Source organism: Mesotoga sp. UBA5557, assembly GCF_002425715.1.
Taxonomy (GTDB): domain Bacteria; phylum Thermotogota; class Thermotogae; order Petrotogales; family Kosmotogaceae; genus Mesotoga.
This window is the reverse complement of sequence record NZ_DIMV01000061.1, coordinates 1-24,394: the sequence shown is the minus strand read 5'-3', so window position 1 is coordinate 24,394 and position 24,394 is coordinate 1. Positions and strand designations below refer to the sequence as shown.

Below are 24,394 nucleotides of genomic sequence, written 5' to 3'. Positions count from 1 at the left end.
TTGAATAACGTCAAGCGAGAAAGAGCATTATCGAGAGTTAGCTCACGAGAAGAGCGAGATTCTGAGCAGAATCATCTCAGAATGACGCGATGCGAGAGAAGACTGTCATCCCAAGTCACTCGTGCAAACTCCTTACTTCATCATCCCGTAAGGCTGAGCGAAATGTCTCTGTTTGGGGCTACTGTTAAGGGCCCTTGCACTTCAAAGCGATCATCGTCTCCTGGCAAGAGTGACCAGCGGATCTTCAGACGGCGGACCGTTAACGGATAACTGCTCTTATCTCTTACCAGAGTAGCAGGAATGCTCCATCAGACTGCAATAATAAGCCTCACTTAGGGCTGCCGACGATATTGTTGACAAACCAATCCATTGCTAACAGTTCTTCATCTGTAGGCGTCTCACCCTTTGAATATCTCGTGTTTCCTTCTTGATCGATCAAAGGACCCTCAAACGGGTGGTGATCACTCTCGATTATCCTCTTTCTTTCATTTTTCACTAGGTCCATCAGAGCCTCCGGAACGAGGTCGCTCATTACTATGTCTACAACCCCATCACTGATTCCACCCCAGTACTGATTGCTGATCCATTTGTCGTCCATCAAATCATTTATCACTCTTTCATAGAAGATGCCCCAATTCCACACAGGGGAACTAAGAAAAGTGTCTGGACTGAAGGCGCTCATATCGGTGTTGTAACCAATAGCGTAGACGCCGCGCTGCCCGGCCGCCTGAACGGCAGCCGGTGAATCCTGGCTCTGGGCGATGACATCGGCTCCAAGGTCCAGGAGGGCCTCGGCCGCCTCCTCTTCTAAAGAGGGATCAAACCAGGTCTCAGTCCAAATAACGTGAATTTGCGCATTTGGATTAGCCTTTGAAACTCCTATTGCGAACGCATTTATACCCCTGATTACTTCGGGAATCTTGAAAGTGGCAACATATCCTATCAAGTCGCTCTTTGTCATCTCCCCGGCGATCAACCCTGTCAGGTAGGCCGGTTCGTATATTCTCCCGAAATAAGTTCCCAGGTTCTCTGCCGTCTTGTAACCAGAGCAGTGCATGAAAACCGTGCCGGGAAAGTTCTTCGCAACTTCTACAACATCGTCCATGAAACCGAAGCTTGTGCTGAAAACAAGCTTGACTTCTCTCTCTGCGAAACCTCTTAGCACTTCAAGATCCTGTTCGCCTTCGGTTACGTTCTCAATGAATGAAGTCTCTATCCGATCGCCAAATACCTTCTCAATATACTGCCGACCCTCATCATGTTTCTGTGTCCAGCCTCCGTCGTCTACTGAACCTACATAGACAAACGCTATGCCGAGAGGTTCTGCAATCAAAATGGAAGCAAAGAGAACCAAAACAGCGACAAGAGTTACTTTCATAAAACACCTCCTTAAGAAAGTCAGAGCAACGGTACGGCCGAAACAATGTTACTGCTAGGCCGGCAAAACTCAGATCTACAAATCCCATTATATCCCACAGAATTCCCGAATTCTCCCGGACATTTCTTCCTATAATATTACTAAAGCTAAACCATAAACCCCCTAAAGGAGTTGAAAACATGGTTCTCACAGGCGAGAAAAAACGATCTTCAAACAAATCGGAAATGACCATCAACGGGCTCATTGAGAAAATAGAGGAACTGGGACTGGAATCTATAGAAAGAGTTGTCGTCAGCGAAATTGAGGGAACTGAAACTCGCCTCGTAACCGACAACCGCACGATTGCTCCGGAACAGCTCAAGGATACACTCCGCCGCTGGGATTCGGAGTCTATATCGAGAGTAATGCTGCTCGACATGACACCGGTCTACAAGCAGTACAGTTCATTTTCAACCGGCCAAGAAGAGATCTACAGACCACCTGCCTTTTCTATCCAGATTACAAGGGTGAGCAACGGCGCAGAGACAATAGTGGTAGCAGTCAAGAGCATCGACCTTTAAGCAGTACCCGTGGAAAAGTCTTTCGAAAAGAAAACGAGAGACGCAATGCAGAACGAGCAAATGCAGTCTTACATAGATAACGTGACCCCCCATCCGCTACACAGAAAGGAGCGTGCTGGTCTGGAAACGACTGATGATGAACGTGAAACATTCCGTAAGATAGAGTCGTAGTTTCTTGTTCCTCCGGTGAAGAAGTTCTTTGAAAAAGGCCGGACCGCCGAATTCCAACTGAGACAAAAAGTGGCAGTCTGGCCTACTGGTTAGTTATTATTGACGTGATCGATTATTATTGAATGAGAGCTGGCACTCTAGAGGTGAAGTTCATGGCAACAAGAATCAATCTGGTCGAAGACGAAAGAAATCTGAACAATGTACTCACTTCTTATCTCGAAAAGGAGGGATGGGAAGTCAGATCGTTCACAAACGGAAACGACGCTTTCGACGAAATAGACGACACCCCAGACATATGGATTCTTGACATTATGCTTCCCGGAATTGACGGATTCGAGCTCCTCAGAGAAATCAGAAAGAGAGATTCAGTGATACCGGTAATCTTTATCTCTGCAAGAGACAAAGACATCGATCGAGTAGTCGGGCTTGAGATGGGAAGCGACGACTATATGCCCAAGCCCTTTCTTCCGAGAGAGCTAGTTATAAGGGTGAAGAAGATCCTCAACAGGGTCCGTCGTTCCGAAGGGGTAATCACAATTCCTCCCTACAAAATCGATGAAGCGAGAAGAACAGTTATTGAAGAGACAAATGACGAATCTAGAGCCATCGAACTCACTTCAATGGAGTTTGATCTGCTTCTTCTTTTCGTTAACGGCAGAGGCAAGCCCTTTTCTAGAGACCAGATCCTGGACAAAGTCTGGGGTTACGACCATTACGGAAGCGATAGAGCGGTCGATGATTTGGTTAGAAGACTGAGGAAGAAGATGCCTGAGTTCAAGATTGAAACCGTATATGGATTCGGATATAAGAGCGTGAACATATGAGGGCCTGGAGCCTATCTGACAAGCTTTGGCTACTGTTTGCCACCGTTCTCGCGATTTTGTTTCTCCTCTTGGGAATCGTCTTTAGATGGTCGATAAGAGACTTCTTCACCACCGAGGCGTACAGGACCATAGAGTACGCCCAGGAAGTCAAGCTGATAGAGTTACAGGGAGGATTCATTCCTTTTGAAGACATTGACACGAACAGCTTTAAAAATGCTAGAGACGTTGGACATATAGTCATTTTCGACAGAGAGTTTGACCTCATAGACAATTATCTGCATAGATTCAGGACACAGGAAGATACTGAGAAAGTCTCTTCGCCGACTACAACTTCGAAGGGAATTGTAATCAGCGGAACGATAGTGCCCGAGATTCTGCCTGTGATTGATTCTATAAGAGCTAATGCAGAGGTTCAAGACACACCGTCAGAGAGGTATGAAGCCAGGTTGAACAACAGGAGTCTCTTCTACGTCGTTCGGTCCGGTCAACTTTCGGGAAGAGATGTCACAATGATTTCCTATATGTGGGATACCTACAAGAACACTCTTTCATCGACGTTGCTCTCAAGACTATTGCTGGTGATGGCAATAATGACAGTGGTAAGTCTTATAGTCATCATCGTTTTCTCAAGATATATGACTAAACCTCTTAAGAGACTCTCCGAAGACGTAAGAATGATATCCAAGAGAAACTGGGATAAGCCGATTGCTTTGAACAGAAGCGACGAAATCGGAGAGCTTGCCGATTCAATTGAAAACATGAGAAGGAGTCTTAGCGAGCAGGACAAAGAGCAGCAGTCTATGCTCCAGTTTATCTCGCACGAGCTGAAAACACCTGTAATGGTTATCAGGAGTTACGCGCAGGCAATAAAAGATGGCATCTATCCTGGTGGGGATCTAAATAGCGCGATAGATGTTATTGACAGAGAGATTCAGAGAATGGATCTGAGAGTGAAGGATCTACTGTTTATCACCAGACTGGAGTATCTGTCGCGTCACAACCTGGAGACGGAAGAGGTCAATCTTTCGGAACTGATTGAAGATACCGTCGGGCGCTTTTCTTTCCAGAGAGACGACATAGACTGGAACCTGAACCTGAGAAATATAACTGAGCAAATAAACGAAGAGCAAATGGCAATAGCGATAGAGAACATTCTTTCCAATCAGATCCGCTATGCAAGAAATACGATAGAGGTCACAATGGAAGTCAATGAAAGAGAAGAGAACGTGGTTATCCGCTTCGCAAACGATGGTGAAAGAATCGAAGAAGAAAGACTGGCCACGCTTTTCAAACCATTCATCAAAGGAGTCGGCGGCGAAAATGGACTTGGGCTGAGCATAACGAGAAGGATACTCGAGTTGCATGGAGGAACGATCTTCGTGAAGAACGAAGAATCGGCAGTGGCAACAATCGTTGAATTGCCCATTAAGAGCTTCTAACCTTTGAAAAGGTTAATGAATAATTTCATCGCGAGATTGATTGAAAACAGGAGGATACTCGTTGCATCCTCCTGTCTCATTCAGAAGACCTTTCAATTCTCACGGCAGTTGATTCGACCTGTCAAGTACCTGAAATCAAGCTATTCCAAATATCTCTCATCAACCAAGGGATTTCTTCCCCGCTCCGCTTACTCCTTGCTGAGCCAGCTGATCGGAGAGCCGCTTAGTGTTGTAGCTCCAGTAAGTAAAAATCACAATGCTATCAAGAGCACTACTCCACGTTTCAACTGTTATCACCTCTCTTCAAATTCGGGCTATAAAACGCCCGTTTCTATGTCTAGATACTTCCTCAAACCCATCAACGCCCCTCCAAAAATGGGGCCCTCTCTGTCATCAAAAGCAGACTTTATGACTTCAATCGAGGACTGATAGAATAACGAGTTGCTTTTCAGTCTAGCTTTCAGCAAGGGCAGGACGCTGTCCAGTATTCTTCAAGGGCGCCGCTAATTACAACCAGATCTGGATCAAGACCGTTTACGATATTCATGAGACCGATCGAGAAGGATTCGATGTAATCATCCAGTCTGTCACTTATAACGAGATCATCAAGTTCTCTCGAGCCAACCATAGTAAGCCAACAGCCCTTTCTTCCACATGAACATTCCGGTCCGTTTGGATCGATAGACATGTACCCAAATTCGCCAGCAATATGATTACTTCCAACATATATAATGCCGTTGATGAACAGTCCAATTCCGACTCCTTCCTTAACAAGAGCGTAAACTATGTTCGCAAAATCATCAGGAATGTCCCTGTTAAGAGCTACCTCAGCGAGAACTCTCAGTTTTGCATCGTTGTTGATCATTACCGGAGAATCTAGCCCTTTCAGCTTAAGTCGGCTCTCAACGAGTTCTGCAAGTACGAGGTCGGTCCAATGGAGCAAGGGAACATTAATTGCAGTTCTCAAATCACCGCGAACAAGACCCGGTGCAGAGATCACCAAATACGAAGGAAGCTCGTTTCCTTTGTTGCAAAGATCTGAAATGCAGTCCACCAATTCGCAAGCGAATCTCTCCGGGCTCTCGGATGTTCCGATTTCGCACTTGTCTGTGACATTCACTGAAAGATCGACTCTGGCGACTATGGTTGTTGCGAGTCCGACATCAACTGAGATGACAAAGGCTTTCCCGGGATTGAAGGAAAGAAGTACTTGCCTTTTTCCCAGACCAGAAGAAGTCTTGCCAGCGCTCACAAGATATCTCTCTTATCCCGGTCAAATTGGAAATCTTTGTTCTTGATATGGGCTGGTATCTAAATACAACGTCCATTATTGTCTTAAGATTTCTTTCCCTAAGCTCAGAAGGTACTCCGGCTGACCTTCTCTCAGAGATTGGCAAAATTCAGTCCTGCCAATTAGTTAGTTTCTGAACCTAAATTATTCCAGCAAACTCAACAGTCTATTTGAAAACACTCTTTTGGGTAGAACGGATTAAGCAGCTGGGAATAAAGGAGGTTGATCGGGTATGATCGTATCTCACGAGGAATTTTGAGAATATGACGCGCCAAAAAGGGAGAAGAATGAAAGCTCTGTATCACCGAAAGCTGTTTTTCGTCATATTTTCATTGCGAAGAGAAGTCTCCTTTATCGAGAGAAGTATCAGGATTCCATGATTCTCAGATTATCAGATTGGTTTTGAGAGTTGATTTATTCTTTGAACAAAAAAACTCTATTGAAAGGAGCCGGCAATTGTCTCCGAAATGTAGAGTCTCGGAGCAGAAAACCATTGACGGGCTTCTCGCGTTTTTTTGCTCTATAGTCTTCCGTGATTATTTACATTCAAGATCTGTCGCAGGTATCATGAAGCACATCACTTGCGCAACAAGTACGCCTTAATTGCTCTCGCAGAACGCTTTCCTGCTCCCATGGCTTCTATAACGGTAGCGGAACCGGTCACGATGTCTCCGCCGGCGTAGATGCCTTCATCGACTTTGCCGCTGGCTTCATCGGCATCGATACTGCCCCATCTATTCAGTCTCACCTCTGGGAAACCGGCTTTCAGAATGGCGTTTGGAGTCTGCCCGATCGCTTCGATGACCATATCCACTTCCATGATGAATTCCGATCCCTCAATTTGTATCGGCCTTCTTCTCCCCGAATCATCCGGTTCACCCAAAGTCATCTTAACGCACTTCATTCCAGTGACGTTGTTGTTTATGTCCCCTACGTACTCAACGGGAAGGGTCAGCCAGTGAAACACTATCCCCTCTTCAACGGCATGGTGGTACTCTTCTATTCTTGCAGGCATCTCTTCTTCGCTTCTCCTGTAGACCACATGAACTTCTTTGGCTCCAAGTCTTTTGGCCGTCCTTGCCGCATCCATTGTGACATTTCCTGCCCCTATCACTGCTACCCTGTCCTTTATCTTGACAGGCGTGTCGTACCTTGGAAAGAGATAGGCTTTCATAAGGTTGGTCCTCGTGAGGTATTCGGAAGAGGAGAATATGTTGTTGTGATTCGATCCCGGTATTCCCATGAATCTAGGAGCGCCCGCCCCGATACCAATGAAAACTGCATCATATTCGTTTTTGATCTCTTCGAATGGAATCGTTCGGCCTACAATCTGACTGAAACGGAATTCAACTCCCAGGCCCTTCACAAATTCAACTTCCTTTGCAACGATCTCTTTGGGAAGCCTGAACTCGGGGATACCATAAACAAGCACACCTCCCGCAGTATGGAAGGCTTCGAAGACCGTAACCGAAAAACCCTCTTTCGCGAGATCGGCTGCGACCGTTAGACCGGCCGGACCTGCACCGATGACGGCAACTCTTTTGTTTACGGACGGTTTTACGGCAGTTTCGAGAGAAATATTCTGGTCTGCAACGAATCTCTCCAGTCTCCCGATTGCAACGGGCTCACTGCCCGGGATCTTGCCCACAACGCAAACTGCTTCGCACTGCTTCTCCTGAGGGCAGACTCTTCCGCAGATTGCTGGGAGGTTGTTGGCATCTTTCAAAATCTTTGTGCTCTTCTCGATGTTACCCTCTCTCAGTGCTTTGATAAAGCCGGGAATGTCTATTCCAACGGGGCAGCCGCTAACACAGGGTTTGTGCTTGCACTGGAGACATCTGTTTGCCTCTGCAATTGCCTCCTCTTTGGTGTAGCCAAGGGCAACCTCCTCGAAGTTGTTGACTCTCTCTAGAGGATCTAATTCTCTCATCTTAACTTTGAATTTCTCAGGCATTCATCTCACCCGATTCACGTATGTACTCCTCAAGAGCAATCTGCTCCTCTTCTCGGTACTGATACTGCCTCTTGATGAGCTCGTCCCAGTTAACCAACCTGCCGTCAAATTCCGGTCCGTGAACACAGGCAAACTTCATCTCGCCCCCCACTTCTGCTCTGCAGGCTCCGCACATTCCCGTCCCATCTACCATGATCGGATTGAGTGAGACCCAGCATCGTATGTCATTCTGGGAGGCTAGAAGCGAGACAAACTTCATCATTACCATGGGCCCTATTGCCCAGATTGAAGCTGGTGGGTGATCCTTGATAACTTCCTTAAGAGGATTTGTTACCGTTCCTTTTGAACCAAGGGAACCGTCGTCGGTCGTGATGTACAGCCTGTCAAGAAATGGTCTGAATTCATTCAGCATTATAAGCTGCTCCTTCTTTGCAGCACCCAGTATTCCTATAACCTCATTTCCTGCCTCTTTCAGTGCCCTGGTAATAGGAAACAACGGTGCAATGCCAACACCACCGCCCACTACACAGACCGTTCCAAGCTTTTCTATCTCGCTGGGATTTCCTAGCGGGCCTACGATATCCGCAACTGACTCGCCCTCGCTCAAAGAGCATAGCTTGTAGGTACTCTTGCCCACGGCCTTCACAATAACTCTTACCCTTCCTTTATCGGTTGACGCAATTGTGAGAGGAATTCTCTCACCGTATTCGTCTATCCTTACTATCAGGAACTGGCCGGGCTTTGCGTATTTATAGATCTCGGGATGAGAAAGCCAGATATCAAAGGTATCCGGCGAAATTCGCTCTTTCGAGAGTACTGTGAACATTCAATCACCTCAATAGAATAATATCAGAATACAAACTACATTGCCGAAAGCCTTGAAGCTGGCCGCATATCCAAGGCGGAGAAACAATGTGATCAAGAACTGGCGTTGCGCTTAAGAGTGCTGCAAATACGAGTTTCCGCGGTATCTAATGTTAGAATAATTTAAACTAGTAAAGATTCCAAGACAGGCTTGTCTACTGAGCCCGACTTGCTCTAGTAAGAGTTTGCTTCTATGAAATCGTGAGCCATGAATGCATGTGTGTGTACTCGGCTTATTATAGATCTTTTGAGAACCCCAACCCCGTAAATAAACCCTACGATGTCCGCTTTTGCCGGACGATCAAGATTGGAGGAGATTATGGAAAAAGATCCAAAGAAAGAGAAAATGACCACGGCAGCTGGAGCGCCCGTAGGCGACAATCAGAACTCAATGACTGCCGGTCCGAGAGGCCCGATGTTGCTGCAAGATGTCTGGTATCTTGAGAAGTTGGCCCATTTCGACAGAGAGGTTATTCCGGAAAGAAGAATGCATGCGAAAGGCTCTGGAGCCTTTGGAACGTTTACCGTGACCCACGACATTACAAAGTATACCAAAGCCAAGCTCTTCTCAGAGATAGGCAAGAAGACCGATATGTTTGTCAGGTTCTCCACGGTAGCCGGAGAGAGAGGCGCTGCCGATGCCGAAAGGGATATAAGAGGTTTCGCAATGAAATATTATACAGAGGAAGGCAACTGGGATTTAGTCGGCAATAACACGCCAGTCTTCTTCTTGAGGGACCCTCTCAAGTTCCCCGATCTGAATCATGCTATTAAACGTGATCCGAAGACCAACATGAGGAGCGCGAAGAATAACTGGGATTTCTGGTCTTCACTTCCCGAAGCTCTTCATCAGGTAACAATAACAATGAGCGATCGCGGGATTCCCTTTTCGTATAGACACATGAACGGCTACGGAAGCCATACTTACAGCATGATAAACGCCAACAATGAAAGGATATGGGTGAAGTTCCACTTCAAGACGCAACAAGGAATCAAGAATCTCACCGATGCCGAAGCGGAAGCCATAGTCGCGAAAGATCGGGAGAGCCACCAGCGCGATCTCTTCGAGAGCATAGAGAGAGGCGACTTTCCAAGATGGACCATGTATATTCAGGTTATGACGCTGGAACAGGCCGATAAAATGCCCTACAATCCCTTTGACTTGACAAAGGTCTGGTACAAAGGAGAGTTCCCGCTCACCGAGGTTGGGTACTTCGAGCTGAACAAGAACCCTGAAAACTACTATCTTGATGTCGAACAGGCTGCCTTCAATCCGGCAAGTATTGTTCCCGGAATAGGTTTCTCTCCAGACAAAATGCTTCAGGGAAGGCTCTTCTCCTACGGTGACGCCCAGCGTTACAGGCTCGGGGTTAACCATCATCAGATTCCAGTTAACAGGCCACGGTTCCCATTCAATAGTTATCATCGCGACGGACAGATGAGAGTAGATGATAATGCAGGAAGCACGATAGGCTATGAACCCAATAGTTACGGAGCATGGGCTGAACAACCTGAATACAAAGAACCCCCTCTAGAGCTAAAGGGTGCCGCCGATAACTGGAACTTCAGAGAAGATGACGATGATTACTACACCCAGCCTGGAAAGCTTTTCAATCTTATGACTCCAGAGCAGCAGCAAGTTCTTTTTGAGAACACAGCAAGGAACATGGGAGACTCGCCAAAAGAAATCAAGATTAGACATATTGGAAACTGCCTGAAAGCCGATCCCACTTATGGAGCGGGGCTTGCGAAGGCTCTGGGGATTTCGCTGGACGAAGTTGGGAAGTAGCCAAATATTTAGCAGCAAGAAAGGTAACTTGTGAGACTTAAACAAGTTTTGCTGGTAATCGCAGGATCGGGTTCCCTTTTTCTTGGCGTAACCGGAATAGTACTTCCATTGCTGCCTACAACTCCGTTTCTCTTGTTGGCAGCGTTTTGTAATCTGAGAAGCTCAGAGAAGCTGTACCAATGGTTGATCGGCCACAAGCTATTCGGTGCGTATATCTACAGCTATCTCCATTTCCGAGCCGTAAGGAGGAGAGCAAGAAATCTTGCACTTGCGTTGGTGTGCTCCACTCTTACCTTGACAATGATGCTGATATCAAATGCTGTTGTCACGGCAATTCTTATCGGAGTTGGCACTGCCGTTTCTGTTCATCTTAAGTTGAAAACATTGACGAGTGAGATGCTTGGGGAAGTCAGGAAGGGCCTGAAGAATCCAGATACGATCAATAAAGACACTACCTCGAATAGCGGCAATACTCAATCACGGTCACAATAGTCCCGATCTCCCGCCATCAAGATGAACTCTCGCAGCTCCAGAAAGGGAAAAGATGATATCCGGCTTATTCATCTCCTGATCTTGAAGCTCGCTGTATGAGTTGCTTAATCTTTGGAATCACGAATTTCTTCAAGGCTTCTTCCTGTCTTGACTGAATTGGGCTCGGTCGACGTTGGGTTTCTTCTTGCATCGGCTTCTCTATCGTTCATCTTGACCAGAAGCCACCGCGCATTCTCCGCTTTTCCCGTTCGGACGAGCGCGTAGCCACCCTTAAGCTTCTCTCCTTCGAGCCAAATTGTGATATGACCATCTTCGATTTGTTTTGTGAGTGGGTTCGATTCAGGGTCTTCCTTCAGATTTCTGTAGCTTCCTCGGTCCCATAGAAGGACCGTGCCGCCGCCGTACTCTCCTTCGGGGATATTTCCTTCGAAATCGCCGTACTCGAGGGGATGGTCTTCCGTGGGAACGGCCAGCCTTTTTTCAGAGGGGTCGGTTGACGGACCTTTGGGAACGGCCCACGACTTCAGAACTCCGTCTACTTCGATTCGAAAGTCATAATGAAGAGTCGATGCGGCGTGTTTCTGAACAACAAACACCGGTCTATCTCTTGCCCATTCAAGAGAGGCCTCTTTACCGTCGGGCTCCGGCGTTTTGTTGAAGTCTCTCTTCATTTCGTACTCATTCAGTTTCCTTTTACTCTCGTCCACAGTCTACCTCCTGATCTGTTTGTCAGCCGGAGAGTTCAACAATCAATTCTCTCAAGAATATTCCTGTTTCATATGAATTATATCAACCGACGGCCGAGAGCTTTCGGAAGCACAAGAGAACACAGCATGAAACTATCTCGAGGAAGATTTCTCATCAAGAAACTCAGGGAACAAGATCCTTGATTTTACCCTCGTCTTTCAGTTTTCGGGCTAGATAGATGAATGGAGTGTCTAGAACTGCAACGACCCACTTTAGAATGTAAGTGGACCAGAATATCTGCCACCACACATGGGCCGAAAAAACTCCTAGAAAGGCTAACGAAGTAAAAACCGCCGTATCGATCAGCTGCGATACCATCGTGCTTGCGTTGTTTCTGAGCCAGATGTGCTTCCTGTCAGGAAACCTCTTCTTCCAGAAATCATATGCCCAGACATCATGTAACTGAGAACACCAGTAGGCTGCCAGACTTGCCAGAGCAATTCTGGGGAGAAGGCCGAATATTGCTGAGAGATGCTCCTGAGAGAAATCAGAGTGATGAGGCTCGAAGGCAAGAGCGATTTGCATTATCACGGTAGTCGATATCAGAGAGAAAAAACCGATGTAAACTGCTCTCTTGGCCTCCTTCTTTCCATGATTCTCAGAAAGAATATCCGTAGCCAAGAACGACGTCGCATAAACGATATTTCCCAAAGTCGCGGCCATCCAGAAAAGCGAAACCGTCTTTATTACCTGCACATTGGCAATTATCGCAGCTATGGCTACCCAGACGTACAGTCCCGTCTTTCCCCACAACCTGTAAGCAACTGTGATCAAACTGAAGTTCGCTACAAGCATCAAGAACCACAATAGTTCGTTCATCTGTACCTCCATTCCGAATCCTTCACAATCAGCATCAAGAAACCGGCAAAGTTCTGTCATCGGAAGACCGGATATTGCCCCCCCTCTCGCATTTTATCGCATAAAGACTTTCAGAACCACTCTCGCGTATCATAATATTGTCTTACTGATAGAACAGGCAACCAGAAGCGAAATCACATGGATTTTACCTGAAAGGGATAAAATTGTTATTTTCCATGAAGTCGAGGAGATAGTCGAAAAAACTGCAAGAACGACGAAAATATCTTCGGTTACGACATCCGGGCACATCAAATACTGACGGTGGTCTAACTCAACTCGCTTATCCTCGCCGAAAAACTTAATGCAGATCGCTCTGTAGTAGAAATTACAGCGTTAATTCACGACTGCGCAGATAGCAACCTTTACAGGGACCAGCATATACACGGTGCAGTCGAAGCGGATTGAGTTGCAAGTGCCGATGCGAGTGCCCATATTGTTGGTCTGCCCTCTTTGTTCCGTCTAGCATATGTCAACTACTTTCGATTAGGCTGGCGGATGGATTTCGGGAAAGACCGAAAGAAGCTGGCAGAAGCTCTGCTCCGAAGCAGAAAGACTGATTCCTGATGACCATATCGAGGCGAATAGAGTTCTCAACCGCCTCTGAAGCGATCTTTCCCAAGTCCAGTCTCTGTATTTTGGCGCAGGAAATCAATCATAGTTCATATTTTCCGAAGATCTCGGTTCCTCGGCAATTCCTTCAATTTCGGGAAGCCTTTCGCGTGTCTCGGTAAGAGCTTCGATCTCCCTGATTTTCGGAAGCAGCCTGCTTTCAAAGGAACCTACTCCATCATTGTAGGCACTGACAGCGTTCTTTAGGTGGCCCTGCAGTCTGTTGTAATGAGCGAAGAAAACACCGAATCTATTATAGAGTTCTTTCGAGGCTTGAACAAGCCTCTCAGCGTTTTCGGTAAGGCTGTACTGCTGCCACCCATAGGCTACAGACTTCAACAGCGCAACGAGATTCACCGGAGAAGCAATAAGGACCTTCTTCGCAATAGCATATTCAAAGAGTTCCGGGTCAGTTAGAAAAGCCGCATTTATTGCAGACTCTACCGGGACAAACATTACCACAAAATCGGCATTTCTGTTGAACGATTCAGAGTAGTTCTTGCTGGCGAGTCTATTCACTGTCTCTCGAACATTCCTTGCGTAGACGTTCATGAACTGGCTTCTCGACGACTCGTCATCTTCTTCCAATGCGGCCAGATAACTGTCGAGCGGAACTTTGGCGTCTACCGGTATGTAAGCCTCGTTAGGTAGTTTTACAATAAGATCCGGCCTGCCGCTGTCAATCGATTCCTGTTCCACAAAATCAACATGTTCGGTCATGCCGCTGAGCTCAACTATTCTACGAAGCTCAATCTCACCCCATCTTCCACGAGTTGATCTATTTCTCAAGGCGCCCTTCAAATCCGTAACGCCCTGCCTAAGATCGGTGTTTGCTGTCGTAAGAGTCCTCAGTTGTTCTTCAAGAGCTTTGTAAGCTCCTTCTCTCTTAGATTCCAATTCCCTCACATTTCTTTCCAGCTTTTCCAGGTTGTCTTTCACCGGACTCACGAGACTCTCGAAATCCCTTTTCTGACTGCCCCAATCTTCTTTCTGCAGCTTGAGCAATCCCGAGAACTTGTCGTTTGCCTGTCGAATGAAGTTTTCGGTACTGGAATTGAGAACATCAGATGATATCGCTTTGAAGGTCTCTTCAAGCTCCTCTTTGGCAGAAGTTAGCCAGTTCAGTTTTTCATCCCTCTCTGCGACATCTCTCTCCAGGTCCTTTTCTTTGAGCTGGAGTTCCTGATTCCTCCTGATACTCTGAGAAAGTCTTCTGACAGATGCAATTGCGAAGAGAAAGGAAATCAGAGTGACGACCGACATTATTATCAGCGCTGTCAACATCTTGAACCCTCCATCCGTAAATAGACAGCTTTACAGCCGTCAAAATGAAAAACCGGAATAAATGAATACCATCGGTATTATACCAACTTGTCTTTGAAATTGCACTTTGTAAAGGTTCCCTGAGCACATTTGGTCGTGTATTGAGTACCTATTCTATTCTTTGATTTTCGCGTTAAGCAAACGATCTTCTCGGCGATTCCGGATCGCCATCGGACACTCTTCAAGAATCAATGAGCTTACCTAGATACGAACATCCTTGCCAGTTCGACGGCTCCGGCACTGTCGGGAGAATAACCGTCCGCTCCAATTTCCTCAGCATAAGCTTGACTCACGGGCGCCCCACCTATGAGCACCTTTACTTCTTCTCGAATGCCGGCCTTTTTCAGTTCTTCAATCACTCTGGGCATATTGAGCATTGTGGTCGTTAACAGGGCGGAAATAACAAGAATATCCGGCTTCGCACCTTTGGCTGCCTCAACGAACTCTTCGGGCTTCACATCGACGCCAAGGTCGATTATTTCGAAGCCCGCTCCCTTAAGCATCATACACACCAGGTTTTTTCCAATGTCATGGAGGTCACCCTCGATAGTCCCGGCAATCACTTTGCCGATCTTCTTGACCCCTCCGCTGACAAGAAGAGGTTCAATAAGGTCCATACATTGGTTCATCGCCTTTGCAGCAACAAGAACTTCGGGAACGAAATACTCGCCCTCTCTGAATAGCCTGCCGACTTCATCCATCCCCGGGATAAGTGCGCTATCCAGAATTTCCTTTGCGCTGAGGCCTTCCGCTAGAGCCTCTTCAGTGGCAGCTTTTGCCTGCGCGGGCATTGTTTCAATGATCGCGTTCGTTATCTTCTCCAGGGTTCCCATCTTCAACCTCCCCCACATTTATTTGCGGTGCAGACAGACCGCTGATTTCTTAAAATACATCAAGAAAGCTAGCGCCTGTTTTCACCGAATAGTCTATCTATAACCTTCTTCACTGTTGTAATGCCTTCTATCCTGTATCCTTCGCTTCCCGTAAAGGCAAAGCCATTTTCCAGATCTCCCTTGCAGGCATTCATGAGCGCCTCTGCAATGCAGTATGGCGCCTCTCTGTAATTGCATGTCTTTATACACTGAAATGAGCATTTAAACGGCTTTTTCTTTCCCTGCTCAACATCGTCCAGAAACTTGTTTTTTATTGCTCTGCCCGGCATTCCCACAGGACTCTTGATAATGGTTATATCCTCCCGACAAGCATTCACGAATGCCTGCTTGAACCTGTAGTCTGCATCGCATTCTTCCGTGGCCACAAAGGCCGTCCCTACTTGAACTGCTGAGGCTCCGAGCTTGAAGACTTTTTCGACATCATCTCTATCGAATATCCCTCCTGCCGCTATCACCGGGATGTTTTTTCCAGTATCACGTTTCACCTGATCTACAAACCTTCTGATCTCAGGTACCGTCTTTTCGAGAGAACTCTCTTCAGAAAAGACCTCCTCGACTCTGTATCCGAGGTGGCCGCCCGCCTTAGGTCCCTCCACAACGAAGCCGTCGGGGACGTATCTGTACCTGCCAAACCATCTCTTGAATATTACGGTCGCTGACTTCAGAGATGAGACCACTGGAATTATAGCCGTTTCCGATCCATCATAGAGATAAGAGGGAAGATCAAGAGGCAGTCCCGCGCCGGAGATGATCACGTCTATCTTCTCCTTCACGGCCGTTTCCACCATCTCTGCGTAGTTTGTGAGGGCTACCATAATGTTTACTCCCAAAACCCCTTTTGTCTTCTCCCTTGCCCTTCTTATGGTATTCTTGAGGCCATCTATGCTTGCCTGCCTGAAGTTCTTTCTGTAACCGTCAACCGTCATACCGATACCTGCCGTTCCAATAACCCCTATTCCACCTTCAGAAGCGACGGTAGCGGCCAGGTTGTCCAGAGAAATCCCTACGGCCATTCCTCCTTGAATAAGGGGAAGCGATGTCTCATGATTCTTTATCTTGAAGATTTCTATGTCGTCACATCCTCTCGATGCCTAAAGTGTGCATAATTCATAATAACCTAATTTGATGACCAGATTATTCTACTTCGAAAAGAATTCGATTAAGTCGTATGCTGACGATTCACATTTGTATCAACAGTATCCTCATTCCGATAATAGATCGCAGAGAAATTTGTGAATCTCCACCATCGCCAGTGTATCCATCTTGCAGTACTCCAGCATATCTCTTCTTATTTTCTCTACCTCGGGCTCTCTGTAATTTCCCAGAGCCATATTCACGAAAACATACCTGGCATCGTCACCGTTATGGATGAACAGTCCCTCATAACCAACCCCTTCTACAAGTGCAGGAAGAAGCCTTTTGATTGAGAAGCTTCCCCCGAAGTCGGGATGATATATGTGGTCTTTCACAAGCAGTTCCGAATCTACAAATATCTCCGAGAAGGATATGAGCTGTTCTGAAAGTTCTGGATAGTCTTTGTATCTGTTAGACAGCCATCTCAGAATATTCCTCTCAACGGAAGCATGGTGCGCCATAAGTGTTCTGCAGTCCTTGAGGTCCTCAACCAGCCTTTCGGCGAGCAGGAGGCTTTCATCTCTCGAAGGATTGCCGAAGAGAAACTCCCTGTGTTCCAGGGCGCCCGAGGCCTCCCTTCTAATGTGCAGTGAATACTGATATGGGATCCCCTCGTAGGGAGCCAGGCCATCATACAGGGGAATAACTGAAGCTGCAGTCTCGAAATCGAGATAACCTATCGGGTACTCCATACTATTCAGCTTTTCTCGAAGCTCTTCGGGTTCGTCAACCACTATCCCTCCTGTCTTAGCTCCACGAAAGACCCTTTGCAGAAGGGGTTTGTCACCAAGTATCTCTCGCGGAAGCTCTTCTAGATAGAAGTATCCCTTTTCGATCAAAGCATCTGTCTTATCGGCACCCAATCTGGGAAGCTCAAAGATACTGAGTCTCCTGTCCAGACCGAAGCATCTTCGAAGATGCTCGCAGTCTCTGCATTTGTACCCCAATGAGCCGGAAGGGATCAATGTTGAAGTCAAGATAACTGATGCAAGTTCGAGTTTGGCCGTTATCTCGATTTTCTGCTCCGAGACCTCATCCGTTACGTCTATGATCTCAAAGAGCTTCCTGTCATCGTCACCCTTGCGATACATTCTAGAGACCATGATCAAACATGCTTTCTTGACTCTGTAACCCGAGCTTTCTATAACTGAAACTGTGTAAGAGAGATCTCTTATGTAGTCCTTTGTGTTCGATGAACCTGCAAGGCTGGATTTGACCTCGAAGACATCCAGTCCATCTGCCCCTTTTCTCAAAACGTCCGCCCTTGAGACGAAATCGCCGCTAATGAAAGCGGGTTCAAACAGTGTTACGGACTGCCTGTCTCCGATAATCCGCTCGGTTGCGAAGGAGGCCTCAAAGGGATCCAGTTCCTCTATCAGAATACCTTCAGGAAAGAGACTCCTCGCCCTTCTGCCGACATCTAGACCCTCTTTCATCCTGAAATCTTCTGCGATTGTCGGCGTGAAATCCCGAGGTTCATTCCTCTCGATCCATCCCCTTACAGGGCAGTAATCGTACTCGAGAAACATCTTCTTAGTAATAAGTCTCAACTAGCTTCACCTCGAGTCTTGAAGAGTGTTGAATGCCTGAACTCAGATAACGTCTCATGATGATTATAACAGTACCGACAGGTCCGATTTTCAGGCCTTGTTTCGAGCCTTTATTTCTTCCGCAACTGCAGGTACGCATTCGTCGAGGCTTTATTTGAGATATGGATTGATGCTAGAATGCTTTTGATGAGTACCCGATATACTTAAACACGATCGGAGTCTCCGGAGACTTGACTCTTTGAAAAAAATGGGGGGGATTCAGTTGAAACCGGCACCCGATTTCTCAGTGATCCAGGACGTCTTCAGGCGTAATGGAGAACCTTGCAGAGTTCCGTTCTTTGAACTCTTTGCGGACGATGAAATAATGGAAGAAGTGATGGGCTACAAACTTGCCGAAGTAGAAGAAGATCCCGACAGGTACTTCGACCAGCTGGTCGGTTTCTACGATGAACTGGGATATGACTACGTTCCCTTCTATCAGGCTCCCCGCTTTCCCACTCCCGATTACATTCATGGTGATGACACGGCAACATACCGCAGAGAAAGCAGGAAGTGGATGAATGAAAAGGGCGGCCCCATTAAGACCCTAAAAGACCTCCAGGAAGCGGACTGGCCGAAGGCAGATGAAGCTGTCGATTTCGACCTTTTCCGTAAGCTGGGTGAGCACCTTCCCGAAGGAATGAAAGTAGTTGGAGGGGCTTCCGGCGGGCCATTTGAGCACTCCAGCTTCCTGATGGGTGTTGAGAATCTCTCCATGGCCGTTTACGAGGATCCCGAGCTGGTCAACACTCTTAACGAAAAGATCGGCAATGTTCTGGTCGGAGCCGCAAAGATAATCTCTTCTATGGAATGTGTAGGCGCCTACTGTTTTGGAGACGATCTCGGATACAAGACATCGACCATCTTCTCTCCGAGACATCTCAGAAGACTGGTCTTCCCGTGGTACAAAGAGATAGCCAGCGTGGTACATGCAAACGGTAAACCCTTTGTCCTTCACAGTTGCGGCAACTTGACCACTGTAATGGACGATATAATAGAAGCCGGAGTCGATGCAAAACACTCCTTTGAAGACCAGATAATGCCTGTTCCAGAAGTGAAAAGAAGATGGGGCAAGAGAATCTCGATCCTCGGAGGAATAGATGTTGATTTTCTATGTCACGCCTCCGTCGAGCAAGTCAGGGATCGAACGCTCGAGACTCTCGAACAATGCGCTCCGGGAGGCGGGTATGCTTTAGGCACGGGCAACACCGTCGCCAACTACATCCCGGTTAAAAACTACCTTGCGATGCTGGAGGCCGGAAATGAATTCAACTCTCGCTAGATACGTCGAATCGACCTCCGATTAGGTACGTTCATGGCAGAATGCGAGAAAAACATCTCAGTTTTGAAAGGCATACCTTTCGATATAGATGCGGCTTCGCTTGTAGAAAGCCTGCGGATCAGAGCCGGTTCTGAGGAAGAGACGACTTTCAGAGAGCTCGTAGAGAATGCTCGTGAGACTGCAAACCCAAAAGCGATCTACAGGACCTGCTTTGTCGACTGCGTTAACAACGACGAAGTTACGATAGAAGGTGTTCGCTTCGAGAGCCGTCTCCTGTCGAAAAAACTCCATTCGGTCGGCAGAGTCTTCCCGTTCGTCATAACTTCCGGACGAGAACTTTACGAGTACCCGCTCGATCGTACAGATTTTCTCAAAATCTTTCTCTGGGATAGTTTGCTGGAACACATACTACATGAGGCAGCCGGGTTCCTAAGAAGCGAGATTTCCAGGAATAACCTGATAGAAAACCTCGTATGGATGTCTCCAGGTTCGGGAGATGCGGAGATCTGGGCTCTGCAGCAGCAGAAGGAATTGTTTTCCTTGATTGGAAATGTGAAGGAAGAAATTGGGGTCGAACTGAATGAGTCTCTTCTCATGATTCCGACGAAGTCAATTTCGGGAATTGCATTTCAGTCCGAGAAGGATTACAGGAGCTGCATGGTTTGCAGAAGGGCTAACTGTCATTACAGAAGCGCACCGTATGATCGGAAGCTGAGGGACTCCCTTGAATAGAGTGGATCAGTCTTCAAAATCAGTCTGGTTGAGGCTAGGAGTTGCTGTGTGAGGTTGGAGCAGAAGAAATCAGTTCTCAGTTTACCATTGTCCGTTCGGAAAGACCGCTGCCCAAAAGGAGCCTGCTGTGGTGTCGCTCTCGAGTGAATGGATAGGTTAGATAAGATCGAGGATACCGATGAGGAGAGAGGTTAAGTAATGAAAGAAGCTGTGTATAAGGTCACATTCCTGCCTTCGCAAAGAACAGTAACGGCAAAGAGAGGCGAGATTCTGCTTGATGTTTTGAGAAGGGAATCGCAGCAGGTGAATGCCGTATGTGGAGGAAAGGGAAACTGTGGAAAGTGCAAGGCGCTTTTGGCTGAAGGAAGCGAGGCCTTCCCGCTCACCCTTACCGAGTCAAGACTTCTGACACGAGACGAGATTGCGGCCGGATACAGGCTGAGCTGCCAGTTCAAAGTCATGACCGATGTCAGAGTCAAGACGGAGGACCCGGCTCTGAATTCCGCAGTTTCCAAACCGCCTCTTCCGAAGGCCTCGATAAGAGAGATATCTCCACAGGTTAGAGTCGAAGAGTTTTCTCTTTGTAGGCCGGATATTGATGACCAGGCTTCAGATTATTCAAGGCTTATGAGTGCTCTCGTTACCGAAAGACCGGGGATTGACAGACTTAGTCTTCTGAGAAGGCTTCCCCATGTCATAAGGGAGCTGGATTACAGAGGCAGGGCAGTCTTGTACGGAAGCGAAGTAATAGACATACTACCTTTCTCGAACGAAAGAGGCATCTTCGGTGTCGCAATCGACATAGGCACGACAACCCTCGCAGTTTACCTGGCAGATCTTAAGTCGGGAGAGATCGTTGCGGTTCGATCTGCTTCCAATCCCCAGTCTGCATATGGCCAGGATGTCATTTCCAGGATTGACTACGCAATCAAGAGAGACGAAGGAATCGATGAGCTGAGAACTGCAGTCTTGACAACACTGAACAAGCTGATCGACGATCTCTGCAAAGAAGGGGAAGTATCGAAGGAAAGGATCTACGATACTTCGATAGTGGGAAACACGACGATGATCCACATCCTTCTCGGAATAAGCCCCGAGAGAATCGCCTCCTCGCCTTTCATACCGACATTCACAGGAGGAAAAGTGTTCGAGTCACGGGAACTTGACCTAGAAGAGTCCATTCCAAATTCGAAAATCTACATAATGCCCGGAATCTCAGCCTATGTGGGCTCGGATATCACGGCCGACATTCTCTCGTCTGGATTTGTCGAAGATTCCGGCAACGTTCTCCTTGTGGATATCGGAACCAACGGGGAGATGGCCCTCAAAAGCGGCGACAGAATCTTCGCTTGCTCTACCGCGGCAGGTCCGGCATTCGAAGGAGGCAACATAAGCCAGGGAACTATTGCCAGACCGGGAGCGGTGGATCATGTGTGGTTGAATGGAGAAGGTATCGGATTCAGTACAGTGAATGGGTCGAAGGCCTCTGGAATCTGTGGTTCGGGATTGATAGACGCGATTGCCGTAATGATGGATGCGGGTGTAGTCAGCGAATCGGGACGAATCAAAGGAGAACACTTAGAGCTTGACGGCCCGGTGGGAAAAGTGCGGATAACCAGGCGAGACATTCGTGAAGTACAGCTTGCAAAAGCAGCCATTCGAGCAGGAGTATCCGTCTTGATGGACCGGGCCGGCATCGAGAAGCAAGATATAGACCGGATTCTGCTTGCCGGAGCCTTCGGAAACTACATCGATCCCAAAAATGCCCTGCGAATAGGCATGCTTCCCAATGTGCCGGTCGAAAGAGTTTCACCCGTAGGCAATGCGGCCGGTCTGGGTGCAGTTCTGGCAGTTCTCGATAGCGGGATTCGAGAGAGAGCGGAACGTCTCAGCGGTGAGATACATTATGTAGAACTATCTGGGAGAAAGGATTTCAACGAGATCTTCGTTGAGAATCTTGCCTTGAGGGAGGGATAAAGAATGGCTTTCAAGAGATCAGTCATACCTTTGCTCGGCGCGCCGGGAGCAAGACTGACGGGAACAAAGCTTAAAGAGAATCTCACAAACGCGGAAATCCAGTTCAAGTCTTTGTCGAAGCTTATGGAGGAGTTTCAGCCCGACGGGATCTTCTTCATGATGGACCTGACAGTCGAAGCCGAGGCGTTGGGACTGGAGATCGGTTTCCCGGAGGATGGCAATCCCTACGTTAAGGAACATCCAATAAAGGGACAGGACGAGCTGGCCTCTGTCGAAAACTCCTGGAGCGGAGTATCCGGCAGAATGAGGATCTTCACAGAAGTTACAGATAAGATGGCGAGAAAACTGCCGGGAATGAAGGGCAGCTACGTTATCGGTCCACTTAGCCTTGCAGGAGAACTGATTGGGGTTACAGACCTCTGTATGAAACTGATAGAAGAGCCGGATTTTGCGGAGAGCGCAATAGACTTCTGTGCAAGGGTTGTAGGTGAATACTCGAAAGCGCTAATCGACCACGGCGCGGACATGATAGCCGTGCTTGAACCGACGGCGGTGCTCTTATCCAAGAGACAGTTCAAACGTTTCGCGCTTCCGTATTTTGAAAAGCTCAGATCAGAACTTTCAAAACCTTTAATTTATCACATCTGCGGAGACACGGAACACATAGTAGAACCTATGGGTGCAAGCGGCGCCTACGGACTGAGCCTTGACAGCATGGTGGACCTGAAGGATGCGGCGGAGAGAATTCCCGAAGATGTTTTTCTTATAGGCAACATAGATCCGGTCAAGGTCTTCCTTCAGTCAAACGGAGAGGAGGTCGAAAGAGAAACTGCAAACCTTCTAGAGAAAATGAAGAACGTACCTAACTTCATTTTGAGTTCCGGGTGTGATATTCCACTGGAGACTCCTCATGAGAACATCGCCGCCTTCTTCAGGGCCGGCAGGAATTTTCGGTCGTAATACAATACCTCAGGTTCAGAAGAAGAGCAGATTCTTCAGCGGGAATTATCGAGAACCATATTCGTATGCGCATTCGAAAAGTCTGAAGATCTTCCCGGGTGATACTTCGGCCTGAATGTTGTGGATAGGAGCAAAGACAAAGCCTCCGCCCGGAGAGAAAATGTCGATGCGCCGGCGAATATCGTCCTCAAGATCCTTGAGTGTTCCGAAAGGCAGGACGTGCTGTGTGTCACATCCTCCTCCCCAGAAGACGATATCTCTTCCGAATTCCTTCTTCAGCCTTTCCGGCTCCATATTCTTCGCGTTGGTCTGAACCGGGTTCAGGATCTGAACACCGACTTTTATGAAATCTGGTATGAAGGTATAGACTGACCCACAGGAATGAAGAAAGATGAAAAGATCGGGTTTCTTCCTGTGAATGAAGTCACACAGGTCTTTCAGTCTGGGCTTGAAGACAGATCTGAAAATCCGGGGCGATATCGCCGTGTTTTCCTGGGTGCCGTAATCGTCGCCAATCTGGATAATATCTATATCGTCTCCCACGTTAGAGAGATACTTTTCCAGATCTACAATATAGGTTTCGAGGAGCCGGTCGAGAAAGAACTCCATAAGAGACCGGTCGGTAATCAGTCTCTCCATGAACTCCTGGTACCCGAACATTAAATGGCCCGCCTCGAAGAAGTTTCCCCCGAAAGCCCCGATTACGGCGCAGTCTGTTGACTCACGTATTCCCGAGAGCTGTCCTTTCAGGAACTCTATTTCCTCGGCAGTCAGTTTTGGCTGAACAAGAGCCGAGATCTCCTCTTTGCTCTCGGCCTGGGCAAGGGGGAAGTTACTCCTGTCGAAGTAATGGCCGCCCCGGGGCATCCTCGCGACTTCGACACCGTCCCTCTCGATTGCTAGCGAACCGTCCTCTTTCACTTTGGGGTCGAAACCATCTGGAAAGAGGTATCTCGACCCATCTTCGAAGATCTCTCGCCTGATCCAGGAATCGATTCTGGTTCCAAAGCCTCCGTTCAGTCTCTTGAGTTCGATCACATCGGAACGAACTTCTCTCCTGATCTCCTCATCGATAAGGGCAAGCATCTGATGAATATCGAAAACCTTTACTGGAAGATCACAATAACCGAGATAATCTACAAGCTTCCAGTAAGCTTTAGCATGAATGCCGGTCGACCTCATTCCTCCCAGATCGATGGGAATGCGGTCAGGTTCGCGGTGTTTCAACGTTTTCAACACTCTATCTCGCGAAGTCATGCAGTTCCTCTCCTTTCAGATCCTTCTCTCCTGAGACTCTACGAAACAATTATGCCTGAGACAGATTCTTTTGCTTCACTACTGTAAGATTTAGAAATAGGATCCACCTCTCTTTAAGCTCTTCATTACCCATAAGTTACGGAGCTGAATAGGAATCATATTGTGCTTCTTCTCCCTTGGCAGTATATGCTGTATTTGGCTTCTGATGATCCTGATCTTAAGTCCTCCCTTGAGGGAGGAGGGCCACGCAGTGGCGGAGGGTGTGCACGTC

Annotated in this window: 20 protein-coding genes; 9 read left to right on the top strand and 11 right to left on the bottom strand. The window is 47.5% G+C overall.

The window, feature by feature from the left end:
• Positions 1-328: 328 nt before the first annotated feature.
• Entirely contained in the window at positions 329-1,378 is a 1,050-nt protein-coding gene (locus B3157_RS08015; RefSeq protein ID WP_292589999.1) for a BMP family ABC transporter substrate-binding protein, read from the bottom strand.
• Between the two features lie 179 nt (positions 1,379-1,557).
• Between B3157_RS08015 and B3157_RS08010 the strand changes: the two genes are divergently transcribed.
• From B3157_RS08010 to B3157_RS08000, 3 genes are all read left to right on the top strand, one after another.
• Positions 1,558-1,938: a hypothetical protein gene (locus B3157_RS08010; RefSeq protein WP_214060900.1), complete on the top strand. Its 381-nt coding sequence runs from the start codon at positions 1,558-1,560 to the stop codon at positions 1,936-1,938.
• 323 nt (positions 1,939-2,261) lie between these two features.
• A complete protein-coding gene (locus B3157_RS08005) occupies positions 2,262-2,933 on the top strand; it encodes a response regulator transcription factor (RefSeq protein WP_214060901.1) in 672 nt (223 codons plus the stop codon).
• Positions 2,930-4,372 carry a sensor histidine kinase gene (locus B3157_RS08000; protein WP_292589997.1) on the top strand — a complete coding sequence of 481 codons (1,443 nt, stop codon included), beginning with the start codon at positions 2,930-2,932 and terminating at the stop codon, positions 4,370-4,372. Before B3157_RS08005 ends, B3157_RS08000 begins: the two co-directional genes overlap by 4 nt.
• A gap of 460 nt (positions 4,373-4,832) precedes the next feature.
• Here B3157_RS08000 and B3157_RS07995 read toward each other — a convergent pair whose 3' ends face one another.
• The 3 genes from B3157_RS07995 to B3157_RS07985 form a co-directional block, all read right to left on the bottom strand.
• Positions 4,833-5,624 (bottom strand): ROK family protein, encoded by a 792-nt coding sequence (locus B3157_RS07995; RefSeq protein ID WP_292589996.1) that lies wholly within the window; start codon positions 5,622-5,624, stop codon positions 4,833-4,835.
• Positions 5,625-6,240: 616 nt separating this feature from the next.
• Positions 6,241-7,617, bottom strand: a complete 1,377-nt coding sequence (gene gltA, locus B3157_RS07990) for an NADPH-dependent glutamate synthase (RefSeq protein WP_292589995.1) — start codon at positions 7,615-7,617, stop codon at positions 6,241-6,243.
• The gene (locus B3157_RS07985; RefSeq protein WP_214061487.1) at positions 7,610-8,443 is read right to left on the bottom strand and encodes a sulfide/dihydroorotate dehydrogenase-like FAD/NAD-binding protein; all 834 of its coding nucleotides are present in this window, start codon (positions 8,441-8,443) and stop codon (positions 7,610-7,612) included. Before B3157_RS07985 ends, gltA begins: the two co-directional genes overlap by 8 nt.
• Before the next feature lie 357 nt (positions 8,444-8,800).
• Here B3157_RS07985 and B3157_RS07980 point away from each other — a divergent pair, with 357 nt between their 5' ends.
• Positions 8,801-10,270 carry a catalase gene (locus tag B3157_RS07980; RefSeq protein WP_292589994.1) on the top strand — a complete coding sequence of 490 codons (1,470 nt, stop codon included), beginning with the start codon at positions 8,801-8,803 and terminating at the stop codon, positions 10,268-10,270.
• Between the two features lie 30 nt (positions 10,271-10,300).
• Positions 10,301-10,762 (top strand): YbaN family protein, encoded by a 462-nt coding sequence (locus B3157_RS07975; protein ID WP_214060542.1) that lies wholly within the window; start codon positions 10,301-10,303, stop codon positions 10,760-10,762.
• Positions 10,763-10,866: 104 nt separating this feature from the next.
• On the opposite strand, the gene B3157_RS07970 is transcribed toward B3157_RS07975, so the two are convergent.
• The 6 genes from B3157_RS07970 to B3157_RS07945 form a co-directional block, all read right to left on the bottom strand.
• Entirely contained in the window at positions 10,867-11,469 is a 603-nt protein-coding gene (locus tag B3157_RS07970) for a DNA polymerase ligase N-terminal domain-containing protein (protein ID WP_292589993.1), read from the bottom strand.
• A gap of 163 nt (positions 11,470-11,632) precedes the next feature.
• A complete protein-coding gene (locus tag B3157_RS07965) occupies positions 11,633-12,328 on the bottom strand; it encodes a queuosine precursor transporter (RefSeq protein WP_214079431.1) in 696 nt (231 codons plus the stop codon).
• Between the two features lie 687 nt (positions 12,329-13,015).
• Positions 13,016-14,260, bottom strand: coding sequence for a DNA recombination protein RmuC (rmuC, locus tag B3157_RS07960; protein WP_214079430.1), 1,245 nt, complete (start codon positions 14,258-14,260; stop codon positions 13,016-13,018).
• Positions 14,261-14,496: 236 nt separating this feature from the next.
• A complete protein-coding gene (locus B3157_RS07955) occupies positions 14,497-15,132 on the bottom strand; it encodes a corrinoid protein (protein WP_214059702.1) in 636 nt (211 codons plus the stop codon).
• Positions 15,133-15,200: 68 nt separating this feature from the next.
• Positions 15,201-16,262: an NAD(P)H-dependent flavin oxidoreductase gene (locus B3157_RS07950; RefSeq protein ID WP_214059704.1), complete on the bottom strand. Its 1,062-nt coding sequence runs from the start codon at positions 16,260-16,262 to the stop codon at positions 15,201-15,203.
• Between the two features lie 132 nt (positions 16,263-16,394).
• On the bottom strand, positions 16,395-17,876 hold the full coding sequence (locus tag B3157_RS07945) for a DUF2779 domain-containing protein (protein WP_214079429.1): 1,482 nt from the start codon (positions 17,874-17,876) through the stop codon (positions 16,395-16,397).
• A gap of 262 nt (positions 17,877-18,138) precedes the next feature.
• Here B3157_RS07945 and B3157_RS07940 point away from each other — a divergent pair, with 262 nt between their 5' ends.
• The 4 genes from B3157_RS07940 (at position 18,139) to B3157_RS07925 (ending at position 22,866) form a co-directional block, all read left to right on the top strand.
• Positions 18,139-19,197, top strand: coding sequence for a uroporphyrinogen decarboxylase family protein (locus tag B3157_RS07940; protein WP_214061433.1), 1,059 nt, complete (start codon positions 18,139-18,141; stop codon positions 19,195-19,197).
• A gap of 33 nt (positions 19,198-19,230) precedes the next feature.
• A complete protein-coding gene (locus tag B3157_RS07935) occupies positions 19,231-19,929 on the top strand; it encodes a vitamin B12 dependent-methionine synthase activation domain-containing protein (RefSeq protein ID WP_292589992.1) in 699 nt (232 codons plus the stop codon).
• 198 nt (positions 19,930-20,127) lie between these two features.
• Entirely contained in the window at positions 20,128-21,906 is a 1,779-nt protein-coding gene (locus B3157_RS07930; protein WP_292589991.1) for an ASKHA domain-containing protein, read from the top strand.
• A 3-nt stretch (positions 21,907-21,909) separates the two neighbouring features.
• Entirely contained in the window at positions 21,910-22,866 is a 957-nt protein-coding gene (locus B3157_RS07925) for a uroporphyrinogen decarboxylase family protein (RefSeq protein ID WP_292589989.1), read from the top strand.
• A 45-nt stretch (positions 22,867-22,911) separates the two neighbouring features.
• Here B3157_RS07925 and B3157_RS07920 read toward each other — a convergent pair whose 3' ends face one another.
• Positions 22,912-24,123, bottom strand: coding sequence for a uroporphyrinogen decarboxylase family protein (locus tag B3157_RS07920; RefSeq protein ID WP_292589987.1), 1,212 nt, complete (start codon positions 24,121-24,123; stop codon positions 22,912-22,914).
• Positions 24,124-24,394: the final 271 nt, after the last annotated feature.